At 62.8% G+C, this 23,932-nt stretch carries 27 protein-coding genes and 1 pseudogene; 15 read left to right on the top strand and 13 right to left on the bottom strand.

All coding sequences use genetic code 11. The features are described from left to right. Positions 1–30: 30 nt before the first annotated feature. The 3 genes from ptcA (at position 31) to aguA (ending at position 3,963) form a co-directional block, all read left to right on the top strand. Positions 31–1,074 carry a putrescine carbamoyltransferase gene (gene ptcA / locus ACTQZK_RS09105; RefSeq protein WP_225749548.1) on the top strand — a complete coding sequence of 348 codons (1,044 nt, stop codon included), beginning with the start codon at positions 31–33 and terminating at the stop codon, positions 1,072–1,074. Positions 1,075–1,208: 134 nt separating this feature from the next. Further along, positions 1,209–2,702, top strand: coding sequence for an APC family permease (locus ACTQZK_RS09100; protein ID WP_114567668.1), 1,494 nt, complete (start codon positions 1,209–1,211; stop codon positions 2,700–2,702). Positions 2,703–2,802: 100 nt separating this feature from the next. Next, on the top strand, positions 2,803–3,963 hold the full coding sequence (gene aguA / locus ACTQZK_RS09095) for an agmatine deiminase (RefSeq protein ID WP_114567667.1): 1,161 nt from the start codon (positions 2,803–2,805) through the stop codon (positions 3,961–3,963). Between the two features lie 245 nt (positions 3,964–4,208). Here the strand turns inward: aguA and ACTQZK_RS09090 are convergent, their stop codons facing one another. From ACTQZK_RS09090 to ACTQZK_RS09080, 3 genes are all read right to left on the bottom strand, one after another. Next, positions 4,209–4,625, bottom strand: a complete 417-nt coding sequence (locus tag ACTQZK_RS09090) for a hypothetical protein (protein WP_216528814.1) — start codon at positions 4,623–4,625, stop codon at positions 4,209–4,211. A 1,000-nt stretch (positions 4,626–5,625) separates the two neighbouring features. Beyond that, the gene (locus tag ACTQZK_RS09085) at positions 5,626–5,820 is read right to left on the bottom strand and encodes a hypothetical protein (RefSeq protein ID WP_216528816.1); all 195 of its coding nucleotides are present in this window, start codon (positions 5,818–5,820) and stop codon (positions 5,626–5,628) included. Between the two features lie 142 nt (positions 5,821–5,962). Further along, a complete protein-coding gene (locus ACTQZK_RS09080; RefSeq protein WP_441899435.1) occupies positions 5,963–7,357 on the bottom strand; it encodes an RNA-binding domain-containing protein in 1,395 nt (464 codons plus the stop codon). An 80-nt stretch (positions 7,358–7,437) separates the two neighbouring features. On the opposite strand from ACTQZK_RS09080, the gene ACTQZK_RS09075 reads away from it, so the two are divergent. Continuing rightward, positions 7,438–7,974: a hypothetical protein gene (locus tag ACTQZK_RS09075; RefSeq protein ID WP_441899433.1), complete on the top strand. Its 537-nt coding sequence runs from the start codon at positions 7,438–7,440 to the stop codon at positions 7,972–7,974. A gap of 73 nt (positions 7,975–8,047) precedes the next feature. Here the strand turns inward: ACTQZK_RS09075 and ACTQZK_RS09070 are convergent, their stop codons facing one another. Beyond that, the gene (locus ACTQZK_RS09070; protein ID WP_114567663.1) at positions 8,048–8,395 is read right to left on the bottom strand and encodes a hypothetical protein; all 348 of its coding nucleotides are present in this window, start codon (positions 8,393–8,395) and stop codon (positions 8,048–8,050) included. 9 nt (positions 8,396–8,404) lie between these two features. Then, a complete protein-coding gene (locus tag ACTQZK_RS09065; protein WP_225749543.1) occupies positions 8,405–9,184 on the bottom strand; it encodes an SDR family oxidoreductase in 780 nt (259 codons plus the stop codon). Between the two features lie 302 nt (positions 9,185–9,486). Here ACTQZK_RS09065 and ACTQZK_RS09060 point away from each other — a divergent pair, with 302 nt between their 5' ends. The 6 genes and pseudogenes from ACTQZK_RS09060 to ACTQZK_RS09035 all read left to right on the top strand — a co-directional run bounded on the left by ACTQZK_RS09060 (position 9,487) and on the right by ACTQZK_RS09035 (position 14,092). Continuing rightward, on the top strand, positions 9,487–10,230 hold the full coding sequence (locus ACTQZK_RS09060) for a lantibiotic protection ABC transporter ATP-binding protein (RefSeq protein WP_441899431.1): 744 nt from the start codon (positions 9,487–9,489) through the stop codon (positions 10,228–10,230). After that, positions 10,227–11,081, top strand: a complete 855-nt coding sequence (locus tag ACTQZK_RS09055; protein ID WP_441899429.1) for a hypothetical protein — start codon at positions 10,227–10,229, stop codon at positions 11,079–11,081. The genes ACTQZK_RS09060 and ACTQZK_RS09055 overlap by 4 nt, the downstream gene beginning before the upstream one ends. After that, on the top strand, positions 11,066–11,890 hold the full coding sequence (locus tag ACTQZK_RS09050) for a lantibiotic ABC transporter permease (RefSeq protein ID WP_114567659.1): 825 nt from the start codon (positions 11,066–11,068) through the stop codon (positions 11,888–11,890). The genes ACTQZK_RS09055 and ACTQZK_RS09050 overlap by 16 nt, the downstream gene beginning before the upstream one ends. A gap of 73 nt (positions 11,891–11,963) precedes the next feature. Beyond that, positions 11,964–12,305 (top strand): annotated as a pseudogene (locus tag ACTQZK_RS09045) (response regulator); the annotation flags it as partial. Between the two features lie 156 nt (positions 12,306–12,461). Continuing rightward, the gene (locus ACTQZK_RS09040; protein WP_370632890.1) at positions 12,462–12,647 is read left to right on the top strand and encodes a winged helix-turn-helix domain-containing protein; all 186 of its coding nucleotides are present in this window, start codon (positions 12,462–12,464) and stop codon (positions 12,645–12,647) included. Beyond that, positions 12,635–14,092 (top strand): sensor histidine kinase, encoded by a 1,458-nt coding sequence (locus ACTQZK_RS09035; protein WP_441899428.1) that lies wholly within the window; start codon positions 12,635–12,637, stop codon positions 14,090–14,092. Before ACTQZK_RS09040 ends, ACTQZK_RS09035 begins: the two co-directional genes overlap by 13 nt. Positions 14,093–14,142: 50 nt before the next feature. Here ACTQZK_RS09035 and ACTQZK_RS09030 read toward each other — a convergent pair whose 3' ends face one another. Together ACTQZK_RS09030 and ACTQZK_RS09025 are read right to left on the bottom strand one after the other, a co-directional pair. Then, entirely contained in the window at positions 14,143–14,613 is a 471-nt protein-coding gene (locus tag ACTQZK_RS09030; protein ID WP_114567656.1) for a hypothetical protein, read from the bottom strand. A gap of 21 nt (positions 14,614–14,634) precedes the next feature. Beyond that, positions 14,635–15,072, bottom strand: coding sequence for a LytTR family DNA-binding domain-containing protein (locus tag ACTQZK_RS09025; RefSeq protein ID WP_441899426.1), 438 nt, complete (start codon positions 15,070–15,072; stop codon positions 14,635–14,637). Between the two features lie 250 nt (positions 15,073–15,322). Here ACTQZK_RS09025 and ucpA point away from each other — a divergent pair, with 250 nt between their 5' ends. Next, entirely contained in the window at positions 15,323–16,114 is a 792-nt protein-coding gene (gene ucpA, locus ACTQZK_RS09020; RefSeq protein ID WP_216528824.1) for an SDR family oxidoreductase UcpA, read from the top strand. 1 nt (position 16,115) lies between these two features. On the opposite strand, the gene ACTQZK_RS09015 is transcribed toward ucpA, so the two are convergent. The 6 genes from ACTQZK_RS09015 to ACTQZK_RS08990 all read right to left on the bottom strand — a co-directional run bounded on the left by ACTQZK_RS09015 (position 16,116) and on the right by ACTQZK_RS08990 (position 20,013). Next, positions 16,116–16,820 carry a GyrI-like domain-containing protein gene (locus tag ACTQZK_RS09015; RefSeq protein ID WP_216528825.1) on the bottom strand — a complete coding sequence of 235 codons (705 nt, stop codon included), beginning with the start codon at positions 16,818–16,820 and terminating at the stop codon, positions 16,116–16,118. 18 nt (positions 16,821–16,838) lie between these two features. Then, positions 16,839–17,225, bottom strand: a complete 387-nt coding sequence (locus ACTQZK_RS09010) for an MmcQ/YjbR family DNA-binding protein (protein WP_216528826.1) — start codon at positions 17,223–17,225, stop codon at positions 16,839–16,841. A 22-nt stretch (positions 17,226–17,247) separates the two neighbouring features. Continuing rightward, positions 17,248–17,871, bottom strand: a complete 624-nt coding sequence (locus tag ACTQZK_RS09005; RefSeq protein WP_418832102.1) for a DJ-1/PfpI family protein — start codon at positions 17,869–17,871, stop codon at positions 17,248–17,250. 10 nt (positions 17,872–17,881) lie between these two features. Beyond that, positions 17,882–18,346 (bottom strand): GyrI-like domain-containing protein, encoded by a 465-nt coding sequence (locus ACTQZK_RS09000; protein WP_441899423.1) that lies wholly within the window; start codon positions 18,344–18,346, stop codon positions 17,882–17,884. A gap of 95 nt (positions 18,347–18,441) precedes the next feature. Beyond that, positions 18,442–19,368: a helix-turn-helix transcriptional regulator gene (locus ACTQZK_RS08995; protein WP_441899421.1), complete on the bottom strand. Its 927-nt coding sequence runs from the start codon at positions 19,366–19,368 to the stop codon at positions 18,442–18,444. Between the two features lie 3 nt (positions 19,369–19,371). Then, entirely contained in the window at positions 19,372–20,013 is a 642-nt protein-coding gene (locus ACTQZK_RS08990) for a GNAT family N-acetyltransferase (protein WP_441899419.1), read from the bottom strand. Positions 20,014–20,597: 584 nt separating this feature from the next. Between ACTQZK_RS08990 and ACTQZK_RS08985 the strand changes: the two genes are divergently transcribed. The 4 genes from ACTQZK_RS08985 (at position 20,598) to ACTQZK_RS08970 (ending at position 23,889) form a co-directional block, all read left to right on the top strand. After that, positions 20,598–20,807: a helix-turn-helix transcriptional regulator gene (locus ACTQZK_RS08985; protein WP_114567647.1), complete on the top strand. Its 210-nt coding sequence runs from the start codon at positions 20,598–20,600 to the stop codon at positions 20,805–20,807. A gap of 4 nt (positions 20,808–20,811) precedes the next feature. Next, positions 20,812–21,378, top strand: a complete 567-nt coding sequence (locus ACTQZK_RS08980; RefSeq protein ID WP_216528830.1) for a hypothetical protein — start codon at positions 20,812–20,814, stop codon at positions 21,376–21,378. Between the two features lie 370 nt (positions 21,379–21,748). Continuing rightward, positions 21,749–22,723, top strand: a complete 975-nt coding sequence (locus tag ACTQZK_RS08975; RefSeq protein ID WP_216528831.1) for a serine hydrolase — start codon at positions 21,749–21,751, stop codon at positions 22,721–22,723. Next, on the top strand, positions 22,720–23,889 hold the full coding sequence (locus tag ACTQZK_RS08970) for a coiled-coil domain-containing protein (protein WP_441899417.1): 1,170 nt from the start codon (positions 22,720–22,722) through the stop codon (positions 23,887–23,889). Before ACTQZK_RS08975 ends, ACTQZK_RS08970 begins: the two co-directional genes overlap by 4 nt. Positions 23,890–23,932: the final 43 nt, after the last annotated feature.

Here is a 23,932-nt window from a genome sequence, read left to right as displayed (position 1 = left end):
CGGCCGCGGCAGTCAATAAGGAGGACCAGCATGGCCGTGAAGGACTACATCGACACCAACGACTTCACCAAGGAAGAGCTGCTCGACATGATCGAGCTGGCGCGCTCCATGAAGACCATGATCAAGGAGGGCGGGCGCTACCCGCAGGTGCTCAAGGACAAGACGCTCGGCATGATCTTCCAGCAGGTGTCCACCCGCACCCGCATCTCCTTCGAGACGGCCATGACCGACCTGGGCGGCCACGCGCAGTTCTACGGCCCGGGCACCATCCAGCTGGGCGGCCACGAGACGCTCGAGGACACCGCGCGCGTCATGGGCTCGCTCGTCGACATCCTCATGGCCCGCGTGAACCGCCACCCCGACGTGGTGGGCCTGGCCGCCAACAGCGCCGCCCCCGTCGTCAACGGCATGTCCGACTACAACCATCCCACCCAAGAGCTCGGCGACCTGCTGACCATGATCGAGAACCTGCCCGAGGGCAAGAGGATCGAGGACTGCAAGCTGGCCTTCATCGGCGACGCCACCCAGGTGTGCGTGTCGCTCATGTTCATCGCCTCGAAGATGGGCATGGACTTCGTGCACTTCGGCCCCAAGGGCAAGCAGGTCACCGACGGCGGCCTGGTGGTCGACTCCGACGTCGACATCATGGCCATCGCCGAGGAGAACTGCAAGGCGTCCGGCGGCACCGTCACCGTCTCCGACGACATCGAGTGCATCAAGGGCGCCGACTTCATCTACACCGACGTGTGGTACGGCCTGTACGACGAGGAGGAGGGCGGCGAGTCCTACATGGACGTCTTCTTCCCCAAGTACCAGGTGACCATGGAGATGATGGACTTCGCCGGCCCGGACTCCAAGTTCATGCACTGCCTGCCGGCCACCCGCGGCGAGGAAGTGACCGACGAGGTCATGGACAGCCCCGAGCGCTCGCTGTGCTGGGTCGAGGCCGAGAACCGCAAGCACTCCATCCGCGCCATCCTGGCCTACCTGTGCCCGAAGACCGTCGAGGACGCGGCCGTGGCCGACGCCGCCGAGGCCCGCATGAACGCGGTGCTCGAGAAGATCAGCAAGTAGCAAAAGAGACCTTGGCGGGTTGCGCGGCGCGAGGCGCGCAACCCGTTCCCATGATCGAGCGCTCCACCGGGCTGGGCCCGCGTCGCCAAGCCGGCGCGGCTCGGTGGAGCCGAACCCCTGGAAGGGGGATACGCATGAGCAACAAAGTTAAAAAGTTTTCATTCATGAGCGTGATCCTGTCGGTGATCTGCGTCGTGTTCGTTGCCGAGGCTGCAGCACCCGCAGCCGCCATCGGCAACCAGCAGTTCTTCTGGTGGATCTTCCTCATCATCACGTTCCTGCTTCCGTACGGCATGGTGGTGGCCGAACTGGGAACCACGTACGATTCCGACGGCGGCTTGTACGACTGGATCCGCGAGGCGTTCGGCGATCGCTGGGGCAGCCGTGTGGCCTGGTACTATTGGATTAACTTCCCGCTGTGGATCGCGTCTTTGGCAACGCTGTTCCCCGATATTCTGGGCATGGTGTTCGGCGTTGAGTTCGAGCTGGGCCCGGTGCTTGCCATCGAGCTGGCATTCGTATGGATCGTCGTGTTCATGAGCTTTTCGAAGGTGTCCGATTCCGCGTGGATCCTCAACGGCGGCGCCATCCTCAAAGTGCTCATCGCGGTGTCGGTCGGCGGTCTGGGCATTTGGTACGCCATGAACAACGGCTTCGCCAGCGATATGTCCCCGGCTACGTTCGTTCCCGACCTCACCAACACCAACGCGCTTACGTACCTGTCCATCATCCTGTTCAACTTCATGGGCTTCGAGGTCATCTGCACCTTCGCCGACGCCATGAAGAACCCCTCGCGCGACATCCCCAAGGCCATCATCTTGGGCGGCCTGGCCATCGCTGCGATCTACCTGTTCTGCTCGTTCGGCATCGGCGCTGCCATTCCGGCCGATCAGATCGATCCCGACTTCGGCATGATCTACGCGGTCATGACCATGGTGGGCGAGGCTTCCCCCATCTTCATGCTGATCTGCGTGGTGTTCCTGGTCACGCTGTTCGCGAACATGGCTTCCTGGTCCTTCGGCGTGAACTTCGTGGCCGACTATGCGGCGAAGCACGGCAACATGCCCAAGCTGTTCGCCCATGAGAGCGCGAAGACCGGCATGCCTACGGGCGCGGCCATCATCAACGGCGTAGTGGCGTCCTTGGCCCTCATGCTGCAGTTGATCCCGATTCCGGCTATCTCCGAGGGCATCTTCTGGATGCTGTTCTCCATGAACGTCGTGTTCCTGCTGATCAGCTACATCCCCATGTTCACCGCGTTCCTGAAGCTGCGCAAGGTCGATCCGAACCGCCCGCGCGTGTTCACCTTCCCCTTCAAGGGCAAGCTCATGTACGTCATGCTGGCCGTCCCCGCCATCGAGCTGGTGCTGGCTATCATCGCTACCATCGTTCCGTTGAACGGTTCGGAAGAAGAGCTTTCGAAGATTCCGATGCTGGTTGGCGTGCTGGTGTTCGTCGTGCTGGGCGAGGTCGTGCGCATCTGGTCGAAGCGCGGCCGCACGGAGGAGTACAAGGGCCTGACGCCCGAACTGGCTGCTGAGCGCTTGGCCGAGGAAGCCGCCGAAGAGGCGCGCGAGGCTTCGCAGAGCGCTGCGGAGAAAGACTCCGAGGCTCAGCCAGTAGCGTAAACGCTGCGATTTCGATTGGACGGGCGGGGCGATTCGAACGTCCCGCCCGTGGGAGAATCTACGAAACAGGATTTGCAAACCAAACAGAAAGGTGTGCATCATGAAGACGATTACCGAATCCCAGTCCACCCCGAAGGCCGACGGCTACCGCATGCCCGGCGAGTTCGAGCCGCAGACCCGCATCTGGATGGCATGGCCGCACCGCACCGACACGTGGGCATGGGGCGCGAAGCCCGCTCAGAAGCAGTACGCGGCGGTTGCGCGCGCCATCGCCGAGTTCGAGCCCGTCACCATGTGCGTGAACCAGGTCGACTACGCCAACGCCAAGGCCGTGTTCGAGGACGACGAGAACATCACCGTCATCGAGATGACCACCGACGACGCATGGGTGCGCGACACCGGCGCCACCTGGGTGGTCAACGGCGAGGGCGACAAGCGCGCCGTGCATTGGCACTTCAACGCGTACGGCGGCTTCGAGAACGGCCTGTACTTCCCGTGGGACAAAGACGAGCAGATCGCGCTCAAGATGGCCGAGATGAGCGGATGCCGCCGCTACCGTCCCGAAAGCCTCATCCTCGAGGGCGGCTCCATCCACGTGGACGGCGAGGGCACGGTCGTCACCACCGACATGTGCCTGCTCGATCCCGGCCGCAACGCATCCGTGACCGACTACGAGGCATGGTCCGAAGAGCTGCGCGCGTACATGGACGAGGGCCTGAAGAACTACCTGGGCGTCGAGAAGGTCATCTGGGTGAAGGACGGCATCGACCCCGAGGAGACGAACGGCCACATCGACGACGTGGCGTGCTTCGTGGCCCCCGGCAAGATGTTGTGCATCTGGTCCGACGATCCGGACTACCCGTTCTACAACGAGTGCCACGCCGCTTACGAGACACTGTCCAACGCCGTGGATGCCAAGGGCCGCAAGCTTGAAGTGACGAAGCTCGTCATGCCGGTGAAGCCGCTGTACATGGACCAGGCTTCTTGCGACTCCATCGATATCGACGAAAACGCCGAGCCGCGCGTTGCCGACGAGCCGCTGATCGCGTCCTACATGAACTTCCTCATCGTCAACGGCGGCGTCATCGTGCCGCAGTACGGCGACGAGAACGACGCGCTGGCCGTCCAGCAGATCCAGGCCGCGTTCGACGAGGCTTGGGGCGAGGGCGCGTACAAGGCCGTGGGCGTGAAGACCGACCAGGTGGTCTTCGGCGGCGGCAACATCCACTGCATCACGCAGCAGGAGCCTGCCGGCAAGTAAGTTGATCGATTGCGGCGGCTTGCGCTTTGCCCAGGCTGCCGCAATGCAATTCCGCCTTTTCCGCGAAGCCGCTTGGTTCGATGCGAAAATCCGGTGCGCACCGGGCATCGAGCCGAGCGGCCAAAGAGCGACCCGTATCGTCGGGTCGCTCTTTTCAATGAAGCAGGGGGACAGGTTATCGCCTCCGTCCCCCTGCTTCATTCGCATCTTCGCCTTGCCGGTTCGTTTTCCGTCGAACGCGATCGCTACGACTTCTTGGTGATCTCCGTCTTGCATTTCGGGCAGACCACGCGCAGGGTGCCTTTTCCGCGCGGAACCGAAAGGGCTTGGCCGCAGTTCTTGCAGGTGAAGTACAGCGTGGTTTTACGGTTGACCCACTTCTTCTTGGCAAGGGCGTACGCGTGTTTCGGCTTGGCCATGACGCGCTCGTACACGGCGTTTTCTTTGCGTCGTTGGGCGAAGTTCTTGGAACAGGTGCGGAACAGGGCCAAGGCCATGCTTATCAGCGCGACCCATGAGAATGCTTCCAGGTAGGGAAGCACGGATAGCAGCATGGAGATGATGCCCAGCGCCATCAGGCCGTTCGACAATCCGTCAAGCCCGTAGCGCCCTTGCATCCATCGAGCGGTCTTCAATGCTATGCGCTGAAAAAAGTCCTTCACGTGTGCTGCCTTTCGCCGAGTAAGCTGTTGCGGTTTCATGGAGTGCCATTCTACCGCAGAGCGCCCTGCAGGCTCCGAGTTTTGAGCTGCTGCAGGGCGCGTTCCCACGATACGAGGTTTGCGAAATGCGCACGAGCGGGCTTCGCGCCTGTTGCCCAACGGTTTATTAGCCTTGCGACGGAAGAAGGCGTCGTCGTGGCTGAACGGCTGATGCCGCGCGCGCTCGGCTCGGTGGCTGCTGCCCGCGTTGGCAGCGGGCATCCTGTTTTTGCACGATTCTTCCCCCAATGTTGCGTTCAAAGGGCCTACTAAGGGGATGTCTTCGATGCGATTGTGCGTTTTGCCTGGTCGTAAATGCTTGCCGTCGGTGCGCGGGCCTCGGTATGTGCTCGCACGCAACATTTCGGGAAGAATCGTGCATTTGGGCGCGCGAGCGTGGTCGTCGGCCCGCTCGCGCCGACCTTGGTTTGGGTAGGGGCGCGTGCGAAATGTGGGCGCAAATGAGGACCTGTGACACGATATCGGGAGCCAGAAACGCGCTTTCGCGTCTTGAGGGAGCGTCCTGTTTCTGCGCCTTGCAACATGTGTAAAGCTCCCGCACGTTTTCGGTTAGCGCGTCGTGACGTAGCAGAGGCGCGGGCGCGTGCCGCCTTGGAACGCGAGGCTCGCCAGCAAGCCGCCCTACTCCAGGGCGCGTAGGATCTCGTAGTGTAGAAGCTCCTTCTCGATGACGGGAGTCATGGCCTGCCGACCGTTCGCGCGCGAGCTGCGCGACGTAGGCGTTGAAGTCAATTTTGGGCATGCGGCTTTCCTTCGTCGACGAGGTCGAGGGTGCGGCGGGTCGAGCGCAGGTCATCGTAGGCGAGTCGCTTCGAGGCCAGCGACAGCGCATGGCCCTCGCGCTTGACGAGCTACGGCAGGATGCGCTCGACGGACTGCTTCGTATGGGTGAACTCGATGACGCCGTAGGGCGTCCGGTACTCGCCGCTGCGGCCGGTGATCATGAGAGCGAGCCGGTCGACGGGATCTGCGAGATCTCGCCGTAGAGCGAAAGGGCGCTCTCGAAGCTCTCGAACGTCTGGTCGAGTGTGCGACCCGATTCGTCCAGCACGATGGCAAGGTCGCGCTTGCGGAACACGTAGCGCCCGCGAGCGTCCCGATCCAGCAGTATATTGAGTGCATCTTGTAGCTTCATGCTGCCTGTGGTCAACGCAAATACGATGAAGGACGGGTATCTGCGTGCGTCGCCAACGCCCCGTTCGCGTCTGCGCTATCGAAGTTCGTTTTTATCCCGCCATTTATCCCGCCATTTATCTTTAGGTCCCTTTCGTCAGGCTTTATGAAGGATTTATTCCGTCATCTGCACCGCTTAAAACCATCCAGCTGCCGGTTTTGTTCGAGCCTTTTCGGGTAATGAGCCCCGCGTCTCGAAGCTCTTTGAGCGAACGCTCGACTGTTCGGATCGACCGGTGTGTTCGTTCGGAAATTTGCGCCACGGTCAAATCGGATTCGGCTTTGACCGTACGGAAGACGTCCAGCGCTGCCCGGGAAAGCGTCCAGTCGGGTTTCGGGGCGGTTGTTGCCTGCGTTTCCCGTTCGGACATCGCCGTGAACGGATCATTGCGGTGGAAGACCACGGTGGTGCCGTTCATGTCCTTCTGGTACTCGAGTTCGATGCCCTCGGCATCGCAGAGTTTTTTAATACGGGGGAGGCCCGTGCCGAAGGACTCGATCTCCTTGGATAGGAACAGCGCCTTGGCGATGAGTTTGTTCCTGCTGGTGGACGACTTGTCCTCGCCCGACAGGTGAGCTTCCGGGGTTTTGCCGTGCGGAAACCAGCCGGGGCTGAAGATCTCGACGCTGTCAGGGTAAACTTCCACTTGGATTGCCAGATCGGAGCGGTACGAGCGGTGTGCGAACGCGTTGAGGATGGCCTCGCGCACGGCGTCCATGGGAAGCTCCGGTATCTCGTCACGCTCGATCTTGCCGGTGAACGCGGCTCTTCTCCTGATGCTGCTGAGCACGTAGAACTCGGCTTTGCGCGCCAGCTCGAACAAGGTGCCTTGCTCCTGCTGGATGTCCAGGATGTCGACTCTCTGGTGGTTGGCGAAGATGGCCATCTTGAGCATGGGGTAGAAGGATTCGCAGAACAGCACCTCGGCTGCGTTGGTGAGCCGTCCTTCCCGTATGAGCCCCAAACGCGTGAGCGTGCTCTCCACGCCTTCGTACGCGAAGCTGATGCGGCCGCACGCGTTGCCGCGCTCGATGTAGGCGCGCAGCTCTTTCTCGCTGACGTCGGCGACGTTGCGCTGCGAAAGCCGCGAATCCCAAGGGTTGATCCGATCTTCGGCCTCGACCGCCATGCGGCGCACCTCCGCCGGTGCCATGAGTACGTCCTCGTCCGCGACGCGGATGCGGTAGGCGCCCTTGCAGGCGTAAGGAGCGTCGCTTCCGGAAAAGTCCACCCGCACGTAGCGGCGCCCCTCGTCGTCGAGTGCTTCGACGACGGGATGCACGCGCGGGTCGATGGCGCAGCCGATCGCTTGGCTCACCTCCCGCAGCGTCGATTCCGCCACGTCTTGTCCGCACACCTCGTCGTCCGGCTTCACTCCGAAGTACAGCGTGCCGTTCCCGTGCTTGTTGAGGATCGCGGCCACAGAGACGGCCGCCTCTTTGAGCTCGGAAGTCGATTTCTTGAACTCGATCCGCTCGGTTTCATGCCCCAGGTTCATGCTGCCGACCCCTCCTTTTCTTGGGGAGAAGTATAGCACATTATAGCGAACATTTGTACTAGTTTTACTGTCGAGCGGCATTGCTTTTCGCAAGCCGCGCCGTACGCGCGCTCGTCACCGGCACGCAGGACGACGGCACGAAGGTCGACGACAAGCACGAGGCCGCGCTCGGTAAAAGCTACGTGCTCGCCTACCCGGCCGGAACGTACGTATTCAAGCTCGATCCTTCGTCTTTGAAAGTGGGCGAGAGCGTCTTCGCATCGGATCCGGTGAAGTGCTCCTTCGACGGCACGAGGGATCAGACGGCCCGCTTGTCCCTGAAGCTCGATTCCGAGAGCATGGCCAAGATCGAGGCGGAGAAGGAGGCCGAGCGCCAGAAGGCCGAGGAGGAGGCTGCTGCGGCGAAGGCGGCCGCCGAGCAGGAAGCAGCCGCCGCTGCGGCCGCAGTCTCGGGCGGAGGCGGGGGTGGCGGAGGCGACGTCACGGTCTACATCACGAAGACGGGCGAGAAGTTCCACCGCGACGGATGCCAGTACCTGAAGAAAAGCCAAATTCCCATCTCGCGCTCAAACGCGATCGCGCAAGGCTACGGCGCTTGCTCAAAATGCAATCCGTAGAACGAGAAGAGGGGGCGTCTGGAAAAGGCCCCCTCTTTTTCTCCTCGCAGCATGCGGAATCGTCGTGCCGCTCCTACGCCGGGCGTATCACCAGCTCCTGGATCAGGCTGTCGTTCAGGTTGCACGCACCGTCGCTGCAGTTCTCGATCTGCGCAAGCGCATGGATGATGGCCCCGTTGTAGTCGGCGTAGAAGTTCACGGTGCGCTCGTTCGTCACGCGCGGGTCGCGCATGGCGAAGCCTCCGAAGACGAACTTGTTATGGAAGAACATCTCGATGGAATTGCGCCCGTACAAAAACGCGTTTTGCCGCTTCACCAGGGAAGGGCAGTAGTCGACCAGACGGCATTCCTCGGTGAAGCAGGCGGCCAGCGCCCGGTGGTCCTTCGCTTGCATCGCTGCGACGAAATCGTTGATGACCATGGCTGCCTCCTAGTAGACTTTCTCGGAATTGAGCAGGGCGTCGGTGCCGCCGTCCACGAACAGGACCACGCCGTTGATGCCGCATGCTTCAGGGGAGGCGATGAACGCCATGGCGTTGGCGATCTCGATGGGCTCCATAAGGGGCTCTTCGCCGAAATGCGTGGGCACGGGAATGGCTTCCATGGCCGCGCGCTGCTCAGGCAGCATGTTGTCGGTCATCGCGGTGCGCACGTTGCCGGGCGCCACCGCGTTCAGGCGCACGCCCCGCGATCCCCACTCGGGGCTCATGCGCCGCACCCAGCGGGCAAGCGCGTACTTCGTGGACGCGTAGTACACGTGGCCGATGGCGGGATCCACGTCTTTGACCAGTTCGAGAATGCGGTCCTCGTCGGCATGGTTGTTCAGCATGCCGGCTACGTCCATGCGCGCTGCTCCTTGCGCGATGGAGTTCGACGACGTGACCGTGCAGCTTCCTCCGCGCTTTTCCAGCAGGTCGAACACGCCGCGAGCCATCTCGGTGGCGCCAAAATAGTTGAGCGACACGATAAGCGATATGGGAGCCTTGCCGCCCGAAACGCCCGCGTTGCAGATCATGGCGTCGATGCCTTCGGGGTAGCGTTCGTGCAGCTCGGCGACCGCGTGCGCGCGTCCGTCTTTGGTAGCCAGGTTCGCGTTGATGTCGCCGCCGTTCAGGTCTATGTTGACCACCTCGTGGCCGCGTCCGCGTAGGATTTCGGCGGTTTTCGCGCCGATGCCGCTTGTGGCTCCGGTGATGACGTAGATGCCCATGCCCGTCCTTCCCCTTGCAAGGTGCTTGCTTCCTTGCTGACGATGGTTGTCGTTTCGCTTCGAATCGTAGCAAGTTCTTGCACGCGAGGCTCGCCGCAGCAGGCCAGCGGTCGGTTGGTCTTCATGCACGGGCTGCGCGATTCGGCGAGCGGCGCACGTGCACGAACGTGCGAGCCGTTGGCTTTTGCCGTGCGCCTTTTTTCGCGAACGCGTTCGCGTCCTCGTTTTCCGCTTCCTTTAGAAATCCTTGAGAAACGGCTCGTATCGTGGATTGCGAAGAAGGCGAAGGAAAGGAAGACAAGATGAGCTACCTGCTTGAAACCAGGAATCTCACCAAGCGATTCGGTCGCGGATCGGGCGCCCAAACGGCGGTCGACCGCGTGTCCTTGCATGTTCCCGAAGGTGCCGTGTACGGCCTTTTGGGTCCGAACGGGGCGGGGAAGTCCACAACGCTCAAGATGGTCGCAGGCATGCTGCGCCCTACCGAGGGCGATATCCTATTCTCAGGTCAACCGTGGTGTCGCAGCGATTTGTACCGCATCGGGTCGCTTATCGAGAACCCGCCGGTGTACGCTAACCTCACGGCTCGCGAAAACCTGCGCGTGCGCACGACGCTGCTGAGAATCCCCGAGGCGCGCATCGACGAGGTGCTGCAAACGGTCGATCTGGCCGCAACCGGCAAGAAGCGCGCGGGGCAGTTCTCGATGGGCATGAAGCAGCGTTTGGGCATTGCGCTTGCGCTGCTCGATCGTCCGCGCTTGCTCATCCTGGACGAGCCGACCAACGGGCTTGACCCTATCGGCATCGAGGAGCTGCGCGGCCTGATACGCTCGCTGCCCGCGCAAGGCGTGACGGTGGTGGTGTCGAGCCATATTCTGACCGAGGTGTCGCATACGGCTGACCATGTGGGCATCATCGCCGAGGGCTGCTTGGCGTACGAAGACGAGCTTGCGCCCGGCACCGATCTCGAGCGGCTGTTCATGGACGTGTGCCGTCGGGTGGCAGTGGAACGCAGGGCTGCTGGCGAGGACGGGGGCATGCGATGAGGGCGCGGCGATCAGACGAGTGCGCGGCGAACGCGGAGCAGTCCCGCGCTTGCGCCGCCCGTACCGGGCGCCCTTTCGCGTTTGCCGCCTATGCGGCAGCTTTCAGGGCCGAAGTGCTCAAGGGCAAGCGTGCCGCACCGCGCAAAATCGCATTGGTTGCTCCGTTGCCGTTCTGCGCGATGGGCATGGCGGCGGCCGGCGTGTTCGGCGGCGGCGCGATCGGGGCGTTTGCCACGTACGGCTGGAACTACTGGTACGCGCTCATGCTCCCCGTTGCCGTCGCGCTCATGACCGCATCGATCGCCAACATCGACGCGCGGCAGAAGCTGCGGCCCGTTCTTGGGTTGCCGCTGCCGCCGTCGAGCGCGTGGTGGGCCAAGACCGCGTACGCGCTGGTGCTTGCGCTGGCGGCGAACCTGGTGGTGCTGACGGCTGGCGTTGCGGTGAACCTTCTGGGCTGCGATGCGCCATCTGCGGCGGCGGGCCTGGTCGCAGCGGTGCTGTTGGTTGTCGGAAACGCCTGGATGGTTCCGGCGGGGCTTGTGCTTACCACGCGTTTCGGCACGCTTGCGGGCATTGCGATTCCCGTCGCGCTGCAGCTGGGAGCGGGCATCGCGTTCTGGACGAGCTCCGCATGGTTCCTCTTTCCTCCGGCAACCGCCCTGCGCGCGGTGTCGCCGTTCATGGGCGTCGCGCCTTCGGGCGTGCCGCTTGAGGCGGGCGATCCGTTGCTGTCGTTCGGGTGGGAGGCGATGCAGGGGCTTGGCATCGCCGTTGCGATCTTCGTCGCGCTGGCCGTGTTCGGTGCGCGATGGTATGGAAGGAGGGAGGCGAAATGGCGGTTCGGATGACGTTCGGGCGTGCGGTTCGCTCGGAGATCGTGCGCGCGCGCCGCTCGCCGCTTGCGGCGATGCACCTGGTGATCGCGCTGGCCCTGGGGGCGGCCGCCGGTGCGTATTTCGCGAGCTCCGCTTGGGACAGCCTGCTGGGCGCCGATGCGTTCTTCCAGCTGCTGGGCGCCGGTGCGCCCCTGATCGTGGGCTTGTCGTGCGGCCTTTCCGTGGATGCGGAACGCGAGGCCGGCGATTGCGCGAACCTGCTGGGCGTGCCGTCGCGCAGGATCGCGTTCGCGGCGAAGGGCGCGGTGCTGCTGGCGCTCGGCTTCGCGGCTGCGCTTGTTGCGGCGGTGCTGTTCTGGGGGATCGTCGTCGCGGCGGGGCGGGACGCTCCTTCGCTGGCGGCGTGCCTTGCGGGTGCGTGCGGCATCGCGGCGGGCAGCGCGGCGCTGTACGCCCTTTCGCTGTGGGTTGCGCTGCGCTTCGGAAGAAACGCAGCCATCGGGTTGGGCGCAATCGGATTCGGCGTGGCGCTCGCCTCGATGGGCGGTTTGGCAAACGGGCTGGTCACCGGTACGCTGAGCGGATCGTTCGGCGCGAACGCTGCCGTTTTCATCCCGTTTGCATGGCCTTCGCGTTTCGCATCGCTGGCCATAGAGCTGGCGATAGCCGGTCCGCTGTCGGCCGGGGCGCAGGTTGTGGCGGTACTCGTCGACGCGCTCGTGCGCATCGGCATCGCGTGCGCCGTTTCGACGATCGCGCTCGTAGCGGCGCTCCTCGTAGGCGCGGATCGTTTCGAAGACAAGAAGCGCGCCGGGGAGTAAGGCGCTCAAGGTACAATGAAGCCGAAAAGACCGATGTCGCGCAAAGGGGCTTGCGAGATAGCGGCCTGCGGCGATGAAGGGCGAAAGGAGCGGCATGGCTCGCTTGCTGGTGATCGATGACGAGAAGGCTATTCTCGATGCGCTTGCGCGCGTGCTCGAGCGGGACGGTCATACGGTGGTTGCGGAGTCCCGTCCGACGCGCGCGCTCGATCTTGACCTTGCTCGGTTCGATCTTGTCATCACCGATGTGATGATGCCCGATATGGACGGCTTCGAACTGGTGCGCCGCATGCGCGACCGGGTAGACTGCCCCATCCTGTTCCTTACCGCCAAAACCGAGGAAGGCGATGCCGTGATCGGCTACGGTTTGGGGGCCGACGATTACATCCGCAAGCCGTGCGGAGCAGCCGAGTTGCGCGCGAAGGTGGCGGCTCACCTGCGACGAGAGCAGCGCGACCACCATGTGGCGCTTGCGTTCGGACCCGTGCGCATCGACCTTGCGGCCAAAGAGGTTGCAGTCGACGGCGTTCCCGTTCGGCTGACGCCTACCGAGTACGCGCTTTGCGAGCTGATGGCGCGCCGCCGCGGTCAGGTGTTCTCCAAAGACGCGCTGCTCGAGGAGGTGTCCGGTTGGGATTCGCTGGCCAGCGCCGAAACCATCACCGCCCACGTCAGCGCCATTCGGGCGAAGTTCAGAGCGATGGGAGTCAATCCTATCGGCACGGTTTGGGGCGTGGGTTACAAATGGGAGCTTTAGGGGGCGCGCAGTCGCGGACTGCACGGGTCAAGGCGGGTGCCACGCATGCGGAGGACGAGCGATCGGGTTTGTCCGCCTCGCGTCGCGGCGTTCCGTTGGCGCTGATTATCGTACGCTATTTCGGCTACGTTCTGGTTGCGGTGGCGTTGCTGCTGGTCGGCTTCTGGACGACGTTCAGCTTGATGGCCAGCAGCGGGCTCGTCTACGTTGCCAATTATGCCGACGAGCGCGCTCCCGACATGGTCGCCGCGCTCGAATCCGGCGCGGTCGAGCCTGCGGACGTCCCTTCGTGCTATCGCTGGTGCGTATTTGATGCGAACGGGCGCGTGCTCGCATCCGATATGGCGGACGGCGACCGGGCAGCTGCGTGGACGGTCGTTCAGGACGGATCGACCGTTGCGGGCTTTGACGGCTTGGGCGGGGTCCGCCAGCAGGCAACGGCCGTGCTGCCGAATGGAAACCGGTGCGCGCTGCAATACGACTTCGTTCCCGATTTCACGTCTCGGGCCCTGCGCGATGCGCTTCCCGATCCTCAGACGCTGCTCATCGGTGCGTTCTTCGTCCTGTTCGTTGCCACGGTCGCGCTGATCGCCGTGCGCGCGGCGCGGGTGATATCCCGCAAGATGCAGCCTTTGGCCGAAGCCGTGGCTCAGATCGAGCGGCAGGACCTCGACTTTGCCGTGGGGTCGACCAACGTGCGCGAGGTGAACGACGTATTGCGCGCCATGGAACGCATGCGCGCGGCGCTGGCCGATTCTCTGCAGGCGCGTTGGGCCGCCGACGATGCGCGCCGCCGGCAGGTGTCGGCGCTTGCGCACGATCTCAAAACGCCGTTGGCCGTTGCGCGCTGGAACGCCGACCTGCTGCACGAGACCGCGCTCGACGAGGAGCAGCGTGCATGCGTCGAGGATATGTCCGATAGCGTGCGACGCATGGAAGGCTACGTACGGCTTTTGGTCGAGGCTTCCCAGGCGGGCGATCCTGCCGTTGCCTCCGATGTGGATGTTGCCGTTCTGGCCGACGAGGTGCGGCGCCAGGCGCGGCAGCTGTGCGATGCGGGCGGGACGGCGCTTTCCTTCGACGCCACGTGCTCGGGTGCTGTTCGCGGTGATGCGACCAGCCTTGTTCGGGCTATTGCGAACTTGGTGTCGAACGCCGTCGAGCACGCTCCTGCCGGCTCGGAGGTGTCGGTGACGTTCGACGTGACCGAAGGCTGCTTGCGCATGACGGTGGAAGACGAAGGCCCCGGGTTTTCCGCAGCTGCGTTGGAGCGCGGAAAGGAGCGCTTCTTCACGGGGTCCGCGGATCGCAACGCCGAGGCCGGCCACTTCGGTCTGGGCCTTTCCATTGTGGACGACATCGCGGCGGCGCACGGCGGATCCTTCGAGATATCCAACCGGAGCAAGGGCGGCGCGCGCTGTGTGGTGAAGCTGCCGCTGGCGTAAAGTCGCGCTCGACGATTTCCTCAGCGGCGGAAAGCTGGTTGCGGCGGGTGCTATCGCTTCCGTTCGGAATCCGCTGTGCGCGTGTCCGCTTGGGTGCTTTGCTGCTTGCGGTAGCGGGCGAGCGCCTGCTCGTAGCTGCCGGCGGTCCTGCGGAAATAGGCGTTGTACCCGATGGTCGACAAGGCGGATATGATGAAGAAGATCACGACGAACTCGACCCACGCAAGGGGAATGTCCGGGGGAAACCAGGCGCCGATCCAGGCGCAGGCGGCTAGCGCGGGCAGCGCGCATGCGTCGAATCCGATCATGCGGGCAAGGTAAGCGGGCTTTTTGAGCACCGCTTCGGTGAACCAGAAGGCTTGCAGCACGCCGATCGACACGGTGGCGATCAGCAGCGAGGCGGTGAGGTTCAGCCCGTAGCTGGGACCTGCGAAGATATAGCCCATGACTAGGCACACGATCATGGACACGGTGAAGAAAACGCAGATGGTAAGGGCGGTTTGAATGGCTATGCGCTTCATGGCGAACTCCTTTGCTGCGGGCTACAGCCCGATCTTCTGCTTGATGGCGGGAGCGTACTGACGCGATACGATGACGGTTTCGCCGTTGTCCAGCAGCAGCTGGAGTCGGGCGTTCAGGTACGGTTTGATGCCTGCAACGTGGTCGAAATTTGCCAGCAACTGCTTGGAGGCGCGCACGAATTCGGTTCCGGCTAGCCGGTCCTCCAGCTCGTACAGGCGAAGCGGCGTTTCCAGTACGGCGTCCTTCAGGTACAGGAACGTGGAGCCGTCTACGGTTTCGGCGTACAGGACGTCCCCGATTGCAACGATCAGGGTTGCGCCGTCGCGGGTGCCGGTGAGCTTGCGATCGAACGCGTTGAGCGAGGCGACGATGCGCTGCACGCGCTCGTCTATCCGCGGGCATTCGATGGCCACGCTGATGCCGTTCGCTCGAAGGATTTCGGTAATGGTTACGTTCATGGCATCGCTTTCGATTGGGGTTGAAGCGGGTAGTGCATCGGCCGATGCCGACAGTATCCCCGACCTTCCGGCGGCGCACAAGGCAGGTGCGCCCAGTTGCAAATGGGCGAGCTTCAGTTGCAGGCAGGCCGCTGTAGGTTGCGTTGGTTTCGGTTGTTTGACGTGCGCTCCCTTTCCTCGGCCAGGAAGGCGCCCCATGCTACAATCGCCCTGAGAACGATGGTGAAATCGTACGGCTAGGAGATCTGCCATGGCAAAGCTCGAAGGCAAGGTTGCATTCGTCACGGGAGCGTCTCAGGGTATCGGCGAGGGCATTGCGCGCGTGTGCGCGAAGCACGGCGCCCGCGTGGCCTTGGCCGACGTGTCTGCGCGCGTGGAGGACGTTGCCGCCGATCTGCGGGAGGCCGGGCACGAGGCCGTCGCGTTCGTCCTGGACGTTACGGATTCCGCTGCGCTTGCATCTGCGGTCGCGCGCACCGTCGAGACGTTCGGGAGCTTGGACGTGCTGTGCGCGAATGCGGGCGTGTGTCGGTTGGGAGACTTCCTGAGCATGACGGACGCCGATCGCGATTTCCACATCGACGTCAATATCAAGGGCGTATGGAACACCGCGCGCGCCGCGCTTCCCGTCATGGTCGAGCAGGGCGGCGGCAGCGTGGTCATCACCTCGTCGGTAACGGGCGACCTTGTTGCCGACCCGGGCGAATGCGCCTACGCGCTGTCGAAAGCGGCGCTCGTGGGCTTGACGAAGGCACTGGCCGTGGAATTCGCCGCCCGCAACATTCGCGTCAACTGCTTCCAGCCCGGGTACGTGGTCACTCCCATGGCCGAGAGCATCGCCCAGCAGTCGAATCCCGACGATCCGGAAAGCGTCTTGACCGAGATGGCGAAGGCTATCCCGATGCGAAGGCTGGCCCGTCCCGAAGAAGTGGGGGAGCTGGCCGCGTTTCTCGGCAGCGACGAGTCCAGCTACATTACCGGCTCCCAGTTCGTTATCGACGGCGGCTCCACGCTTCCGGAATCCGTCAGCGTAGGCGTGTAGGCTAAGCTGACGCAGGTCTCACCGGGTGGCGAACCACGGTGCGCAGGTTCTCCGGCTTGGATCGACGCGGGTCGCTCAGGTAGATCTCGTGATGCAGGCGCACGCCGGGCACGCCGCCGTTCGCGTCAAGCTCGGCGAGCAGCGCGCGTGCGTTCTCGGGATCGGCGATGTCGTCTTTCAGGTGGGAGTCGGCTATGAAGGCGGACAGGGCTGCGACGGTGGCCGGCTCGTCGTCGTAAGGACCGCGATGCAGAACCTGCGCGCAGGGGCCTTCGGCGAAGCGGACCAGGCGAGCTTGCGCGGTGTCCAGCCCCGGTTTTTTCGCGGCTGCCTTTTCGCGCGCCCAAGTGAAGGTTTCGGTCGTCACGAAGTCGGGCTGTCGAATCAAAGAGACCCATTGCAGCTTGCTTTTGTCTGTAATGCGACGTCCGTCGAAGCCGCCGGAGGCCGTCCACCAAAGGCCTTCGAGCGGCGCTACCTTGTATTCAAAGTAGCCATCCGGTTGCCAATCGCCGTTTTTCGCCATTCTGATGGTGTACGACAAGGCGTACAGAAGTCCCACGGCCTGCGCGTACGCGCCGTTTTCGTCGTTGGGGTCGCCCTCGCCGGCAACGGCGATGAACGTCATGGCAGGCGCCTCCACGAGCGCCGGCTTCGTCTTCGGAACGTAAAGGTCTTTGTGTTCCTTCGTGAAATCGAATGTCATGAGGCTATCCTCCTTGACTCAGATGACTGGATTGCCGATTATCTCGCGCTGCGCTTTTTTCGTCAGCTTGCCGAATACCAGGCTGTAGGAATGATCGCACAATTCGTACAGCAGTTCGTCGGGCACCGCGCCGTCCAGGTCGATGGATATCCAGTGGCGCTTGTCGGCGTAAAAGCCGGGCAGGATGTCGGCATGCTCGCTGCGCAATGCAACTGACCAGGCTGGATCGCATTTGAGCGACAGGAGCGAGCGACCTGCGTATGCGGCGGCGTGCTCTTGGCCGGGCTTCATGGCGGCAGCGAACATCTTTCCGCCAACCTGGTAGCGCCACCAGTCCCATTCCGCCTTGTAATCTTTGGTGCAGCCCGGCTTGGCAAGCAGGTATGCGTCTATGTAGTCGTGCATGGTTTGCGCTCCTTTGCCCGTGCTATGCGAATGCCCCGCGTTTGAATGCGGTGCGCCAGGTCTCGACGTTGCCCCACGGCTTGATATCGAGGCGTCCGAACAGCGCGCACGCCAGTTCGATTCCCGCGGCGCCATTCGCGGTGATGAAGCGCCCGCCGTCTACGACGGGCTGGTTCCGGAATCGATCGTGGCCCCGATAATGGGGTGCTAGCTGGGCAAACTCGTAGTCCGCGTTGCCCGTGTGATCGCAGTCGTCCAAGTAGCCGCGTTCGGCTAGAAACGAGCATGCGCCGCAGATTGCAGCTACCGGCACCGCGCGGGCCAGGCACGCGTCCACCAGCCACGCGCCCGCGCGTACGATGTCCGGTTCTTGCCAGCTTTCGCCGCCCACGAGAATCGCCAGGGCCAAATCTTCGGGAACCTCGTCGCGCTCCGCCGTCAAATCGGGCACTACGGTCAGTCCCCCTATCGACCGCACATTGCCCTGCCGCGTCGCCATGGTGCGCACGGCATATCCGGTTTCGGGTTTGTTGATTTCAGAGCAGGCATGCCCCACCTCCCAATCTGCGAATCGATCGGGCAGGAACGCAAGTACGGTGCCGCGGCGATTCCCCTGAGGTCCTAGTGCGTTGTCGCGTTCGCTCACTGAAGCTCCTTTACGCCAAAGCCACGAATATATCGATGTCGGCGCAGCTCATGTCTTCGCCGGGCAGGTACGCTTCGAAGTCGACGGTGAACGACCGTTGCGCCATGAGCGCTTCGTCGGTCCAGATGTCCATCCAGGCCTTCTGCACGCTCTCCACGCAGTCGCCGCCGCGGATCTCCACCTTCGCGTAGCGGCCGGCCGGTATAACCTGGCGTGCGGAGCCGGCTTCGGCTTCGTTCGTCTCGCAGCCGATGAGCAGGTCGTACTCGTTCGTGGCCAGGTCGTAGTTGTAGTAAAGCGCGAAGCAGGGGTAGGGGTTCGCAATCGCCCCCGGCACGTTCTTGTCCATGCCCTCTTCCATGAACCGCTGCCATAGGCCGCCGATGTCCGCGGTGCAGGAAGGGCTGTCGTTGGCGGTGCGCAGGGTGATTCCCGCAACGGTGCGCTCGGGAAGCTCGACGATCGTGTACTCCATGGCAGTTCCTCTCGATTTCGGTTTCGATGGCAAGGTGATTGTATGAAACAAAACCGGACAAGGCGTGTCCGCTACAGCAAGAATCGAAGGGATTTTCAAGGGGTTCGCGTTTCGTACGTCCGCGCGATCGCTTCCGCCTGCGATTGCAGCCAGGCGCGCAGGCGCACGGGTTCGGCTACTTCCAAACGGTCGCCGAACGACAGCAGGTAGAACATCATGCGCTCGGTTATGTCGCAGGATAGACGGACGCGCAGGCGGCCGTCTTCCAGCTGCTCGATGGCCGACGGTTCGAATTCTTCCCGAATGCGGCCGATGTCTTGCGGCGTTTGCGGGCTGAACAGCAGCACCAGCGGTTCAGCCGAGGCGGTCGTATAGCCTTCCTGCATCTGGGCTGGAAGCTCGCGCGGGACGAACGTTTCCGGCAACAGCTCCATCGAGTCCCATACGATGCGGAACAGCTTGAACGTGCGCCAGTCCTCGCGCATCCGGCACCACGCGCGAATATACCAGGAACGCTCCTTGAACAGGAGCTTGACGGGTTCGACCACGCGCTCGCTCGTGCGTTCCGCGGCGTCTCGGTACCTGAATCGCAAGGGGCGTCGTTCGAGGATCGCCCGTCGTGCCACGTCGAAGACGTTCTTGTATTCGGGCGGCGCGCCCCAAAACGAAAGGTCGATGTCCAGCCAATCGGCGCCTTCCCGTTGGAACAGGCGCCCAAGCCGTTCGTGCGTGGCGGGCGAGTCGGCGGCTCCGGTTGCCCTGAGTGCGGAAAGCGCGGCAAGGATGTCGTCTTTCTCCCTATCGGTAACAAGGGATTTATCCAGGACGTATCCTTCCATAAGGTGCACGCCGCCGCCCTTGCCGCGCGTCATGTATACGGGAACTCCTGCGGCCGAAAGCGCCTCGACGTCGCGGCGCACCGTGCGATCCGATACCTCAAGCCGCGCTGCAAGATCGCCCGTCGTTCGCGGCGATCGTTCCATGAGCAAGAACACGATCTCGAAAAGGCGGCCTGCTTGCATCGGTCAGCCTTTCGCGCAGGCGTTTGCGCGCGCGAGCACGCTTCGCACCGTTTCGGGCCGCTCGCTTGCCAACGTGGGGAAGGGGACGACGGGTTCGGGTTCTGCGTCGAACGGGGCAAGGGCAAGCACGAGCCAGGCGACGTCGCGCCACGCTCCGCAGGTGTACCCCGCGTTCTTCTGAACGCCCATACGCGTGAACCCGAAGGCTTCATGCAGGCGTTCGCTTGCAGCGTTCGGCACCGTGACCAGCGCGTACGCTGCTTTCACGCCCTGTTCGCGCACCAGGTCCACAAGGGCGCGATACAGCACGGTTCCCAGGCCGCGCCCGCGCGTTTCGGGCGACAGGTACACCGAAAGCTCGGCGTTCCAGCCGTATGCGGCGCGTTCGGCTTGCGCATGGGCGTACGCGTAGCCAACGATGCGCGGCGTTTCGCCCGAGTTGGGCGTGCTGACGGTTTCCGCCACAAGGTACGGGTAGCCGGCTTGGATGTGCGCTATGCGTGCGCGGAATTCCTCTGCGCTGGGCACCGATTCTTCGAACGTGATGGGCGTGTCGATGTAGGGGGCGTATACGGATAAGATGCCGGTGGCGTCGTCATCGGTGGCCAGGCGTATGCGAATGGGGACGTTTTCGACTCCGGACACGGCTGCTCCTTGCGTTGGTCGAGTTGCTGCGGCGTTCATGGTAGCACGTCCGCGAATCGTGCGAGGGCTTCGCGGAAGGGTCGCGCGTTCGCATGATCGGATCCGCTTTGTCGGATCCGTTACCGCATGCGCACGAAAAATCGCGTTCGCTGGCAGGTTCTGACGGTTTGCGGTCGTCGGACGAGCTTGCGATTTTGACGCCGCGTGTCCGGCATCGCGTTTTACCAGGTCAGAGAAGCGCAGTGATTTATCGAGCGCTCGACCTGTTCGTGCGGGCCTGCCATGAGGACCCCAAACCGCAAAAAACTGCCAGCGAACGCGATTTTTCGTGCGCTGCCAAGCCTGCAAGGGGTCGGACGGGGGCGGTTCGTGCGCCTTAAACGGCAATGCGCGTCACCTTGCAGCACGGCAAGGGCGCTTCCCATGCGGACGGGAGGGGGCGCCCGTTCGCTTTCCCGAAACGCGTGCGGAAGATGGCTTCGAAAACAAAATGCAATATATACTTGTCATTTTTCCCAATATGCAATATATTTATGATATTGCATACAGAATATTAGGCATAACAGGAAAAGAGAAGGTGATTCATGGGAGGGAAAAAGAACTTGCGCATGAAGGCGGCGCGCGTGGCGTGCGGCCTTTCGCAAGCCGAGTTGGCGGCGGCGGTCGGGGTGACGCGCCAAACCGTCGGTCTTATCGAAGCCGGTGGATACAACCCCACGCTCAACCTGTGCATTGCGATATGCAAGGTGCTGGGCGCAACGCTTGACGACCTGTTCTGGGAAGAAGGAGAGTAGCGATATGAAGCTTATCGAGCAGTGGAGGGCGTACGTCGGCCCTGTTGACGAACGGGTGGAAGCCGAGTCGAATCGTATTTACAAAGTCGGCTTCATCATGTTGACGTTCGGCCTTCTTGTGGCGCTTGGGTACGACACCATGGTCAGGCAGATCGTGTGGATGCACGAGATCGACATGACGGGATCGGGGGTTATGCAGTTCGATATGTTCCACGTCATGGTGGTCTCATGGCTGCTGCTGACGTGCCTTGCGTGTGCGGTGCTTCAGAGTCGCAAGGGGTTCGCGGACGATGGCAATCGCTTTTCGGAAACCGACCGCTTCCCTGGCGGATACTTCGCCTTGGTGTCGGGGCTTGCGGCGGTGGTCGCGGGCGTCCTGATCGCGCTTTTGCGAGTCCTCGCCGAACTCCAGGTACTTGGTTCGGTTGGCGCCTCCGCATGGTTTGCCGCCGCAGTGCTGGGGTTGTCGATTGCGGCGTTGCTGTTCGTCCTGCTTGTGGTTGCCTTCTACGTTTCGTTCCGCGCGGCGAAATCCCGTCGCCGGGCAATCGGGGCCCTGCTGGACGACTAAGGCAGCTGCACGTTTTTGCGCTTGCAGCCCGATGCCCCTCGTTGCGCTGCGGAGGGTATCGGGTTGCGGAAACCTCGTGCCCATACTTTGTTAATTGAAGGGAGCAGGCTTGTTGCTGGGCCGCCGTTAGGGAATACTGCGCATGCAGGAGGCGCGTTGCAGCGCCGGGAATCGAACGGCGCAGGCGCGCCGAGGGGAGGCGTGCGTGGCGGGTTGGCCCCAGAACAAGCGAATTCATCGCGGTCGGTCTCTCGGTTGGATCGGCGTAGCTGCGGTGGTCGTTGCATCGGCCGTTGCAACGTGCGCGGTCGTCAGCGCAACGGACGCTTTCACAACCCGGCACGAAAAACCGTTCCCGGTAAGTTCTTCCATGCGCGAAGAGCGTGGATCGACCGATGCCGTTCCTGATCGATTAACGAATTCGGATCCGCGCGCGGCAATAGAGATCGCGCGTTCGGCGCTCGATGCGGCGCCCATGACAGATCTTGTGAGCGTGTTCGACGCTGCAACGGGTGCTGCGCGCGAACTTGACAACAAGGAAGCTCCCGAGGTGGTGCGGGCTGTCGACGCGTTTCACGAAGCTGGCTATGAAGTTGGGTTCGTCGTATATGATTTCTCGGTCCAACGTGGCATGAACTACAATGCTGACGAGGCGTTTTTCTGCGCGAGCACCATGAAAGCCCCCTTTGTTGTCTATGCGGTGCAAGACGAGATCGACCTTGGCTTTGCTTCTTTCGAAGACATGGTGATCGAAGACGTGGCAGTAGAGGGCACGGGCGTCATGGCTTTCGACGATAAGGAAGAGTACCGTTTGGAAGACGTGCTGGCCAATGCCATCGTCCATTCGGACAACACCGGCTACGCGTTGTTGCGCGAGCGCTTCAGTTACGGGAACTTCGAATCGTGGTGCGCCGCCGCAGGCGTGGACGCATGGGCCTGGGAAGGCGAGTGGTATCCGTATTGCACGCCGCTCGACCTGGCCAAGCTGTGGTTGAACGTAGGGTCGTACGTGGCTGCCGGGCAGGGCCATGCCTCATGGTGCGCCGGTCTTTTGTCTCAGACGGACTCCTCGTTTCTGCGCGCTGCGCTCGGTGCGCGCGGCACGGTGCTTTCGAAGCCTGGATTCGAGATAAACACTCCCCAAACGGGCGCCGGAGCTCTCAACGATGCGGGCGTGGTGCTTGCCGGGGACGGTCCGTACGTGGTGGCTATCATGTCCGATGCCGACTACGATAGCGATTACTTTACAGACAACGAGCGCCTGATCGTCGACTTGGCAGCTGCATTGGGCGCCGCTCGTGATAAAGTGCTCGTTCATCCTACTGTTCAGGAGGTTCGTTCGTGAGGGTTTTTTCTCGCGCTGCGCTTTTGCTTGCTGCGGTGCTGACGGCGATTGTCTTGGCGGGCTTTGCCGCGCTTGGATGCTTCGCGTGGGCTGACGAGGACGCCCAGGCGAGCGCCGCCCAGAAAGCGGTCGACGACGCTCATTCCAGCTTGAGCGCTGCTGAATCCCGCATGGCCGCGCTTTCTTCCGATTGCGATACGCTCAAGCAGGAGATCGACAAGCTTCAAACGCAGATCGACGACATGGCGGCGGAGGTCTTGGAGGCTCAGAAAGCGGTGGTCGAAGGGCGCGCCGCGGTGGGCAAATTGGCCGCGTACGAGTATCGCACGGGCGGCTCGACGCGCTCCCTTGTCGAGTTGGTCTTGGGCGCAGGCGATTTTTCCGAGCTTCTGCGCAACATGTCGTATTTGAGCAGCATCATGACGTATCAGGCCGATGAGGTTGCCGCGCAGCAGGAGCGCAGCAAGCGTTTCCAAGATCTTGCGGATAGCTTGAATTTCCAAAAAGACGAACAGGAAAAGAAGCTGGCGGAGTTGGAAGCGAAGAAGGCGGAAGCGCAGAAGGTGGTGGCCGACGCGTCTTCGCGACTGCAGAACGCCGAAAGCGACCAGGCTTCTCGCTTGGCCGAGCTGCAGCGCAAAGCAGAGGAGATGGCAGCTGCCGGCGCGGTGACGGATCCGGTGGAGGTCGAGGACGCGAACACGGTGGACAGGCCTTCGGTGGTTCCTCCGTCAACGCCGGTGGAGCCCGATCCGGATCCCGTTGTTCCCGATACCGGCGGCGGATCCGGTGGTGATTCCGGCGGCGGTTCCAGTGAATCGCCTGGTGAAAGCACTGCCGGATGGTCGACGGGCGTGGCTTCCGCTTATGGAGGATCCACCGATCCCTACACGCCCAACCCCGGCATAACGGCTACCGGCGCCGTTTGCGACGACTGGTCGATGGGCGTGGCCGTTCCCATGGCGTGGCCGAACTACTGGCAGTACTACGGACGCACCGTCGAAATATCCTACGCAGGGCAAACCGTGTTCGCCACCATCAACGATTGCGGCGGCATGGACGGAGGCCGTCGTTCTCTTGATCTGCAGCCCGGCGTGTGGAAGGCGTTCGGGTACTCGTCGTGTCTGGACTGGGGCTTGCGCACGGTCAGCTACCGTATCCTGTAGCGTCTCGCCTCGTTTCGACTCGTTTCGCCGTTCGGCCGCGGGT

Origin of the sequence: Paraeggerthella sp. LCP19S3_G8, from assembly GCF_052119225.1 — a bacterium.
Classification (GTDB): domain Bacteria; phylum Actinomycetota; class Coriobacteriia; order Coriobacteriales; family Eggerthellaceae; genus Paraeggerthella; species Paraeggerthella hominis.
This window is presented reverse-complemented; position numbering and strand designations above follow the sequence as displayed.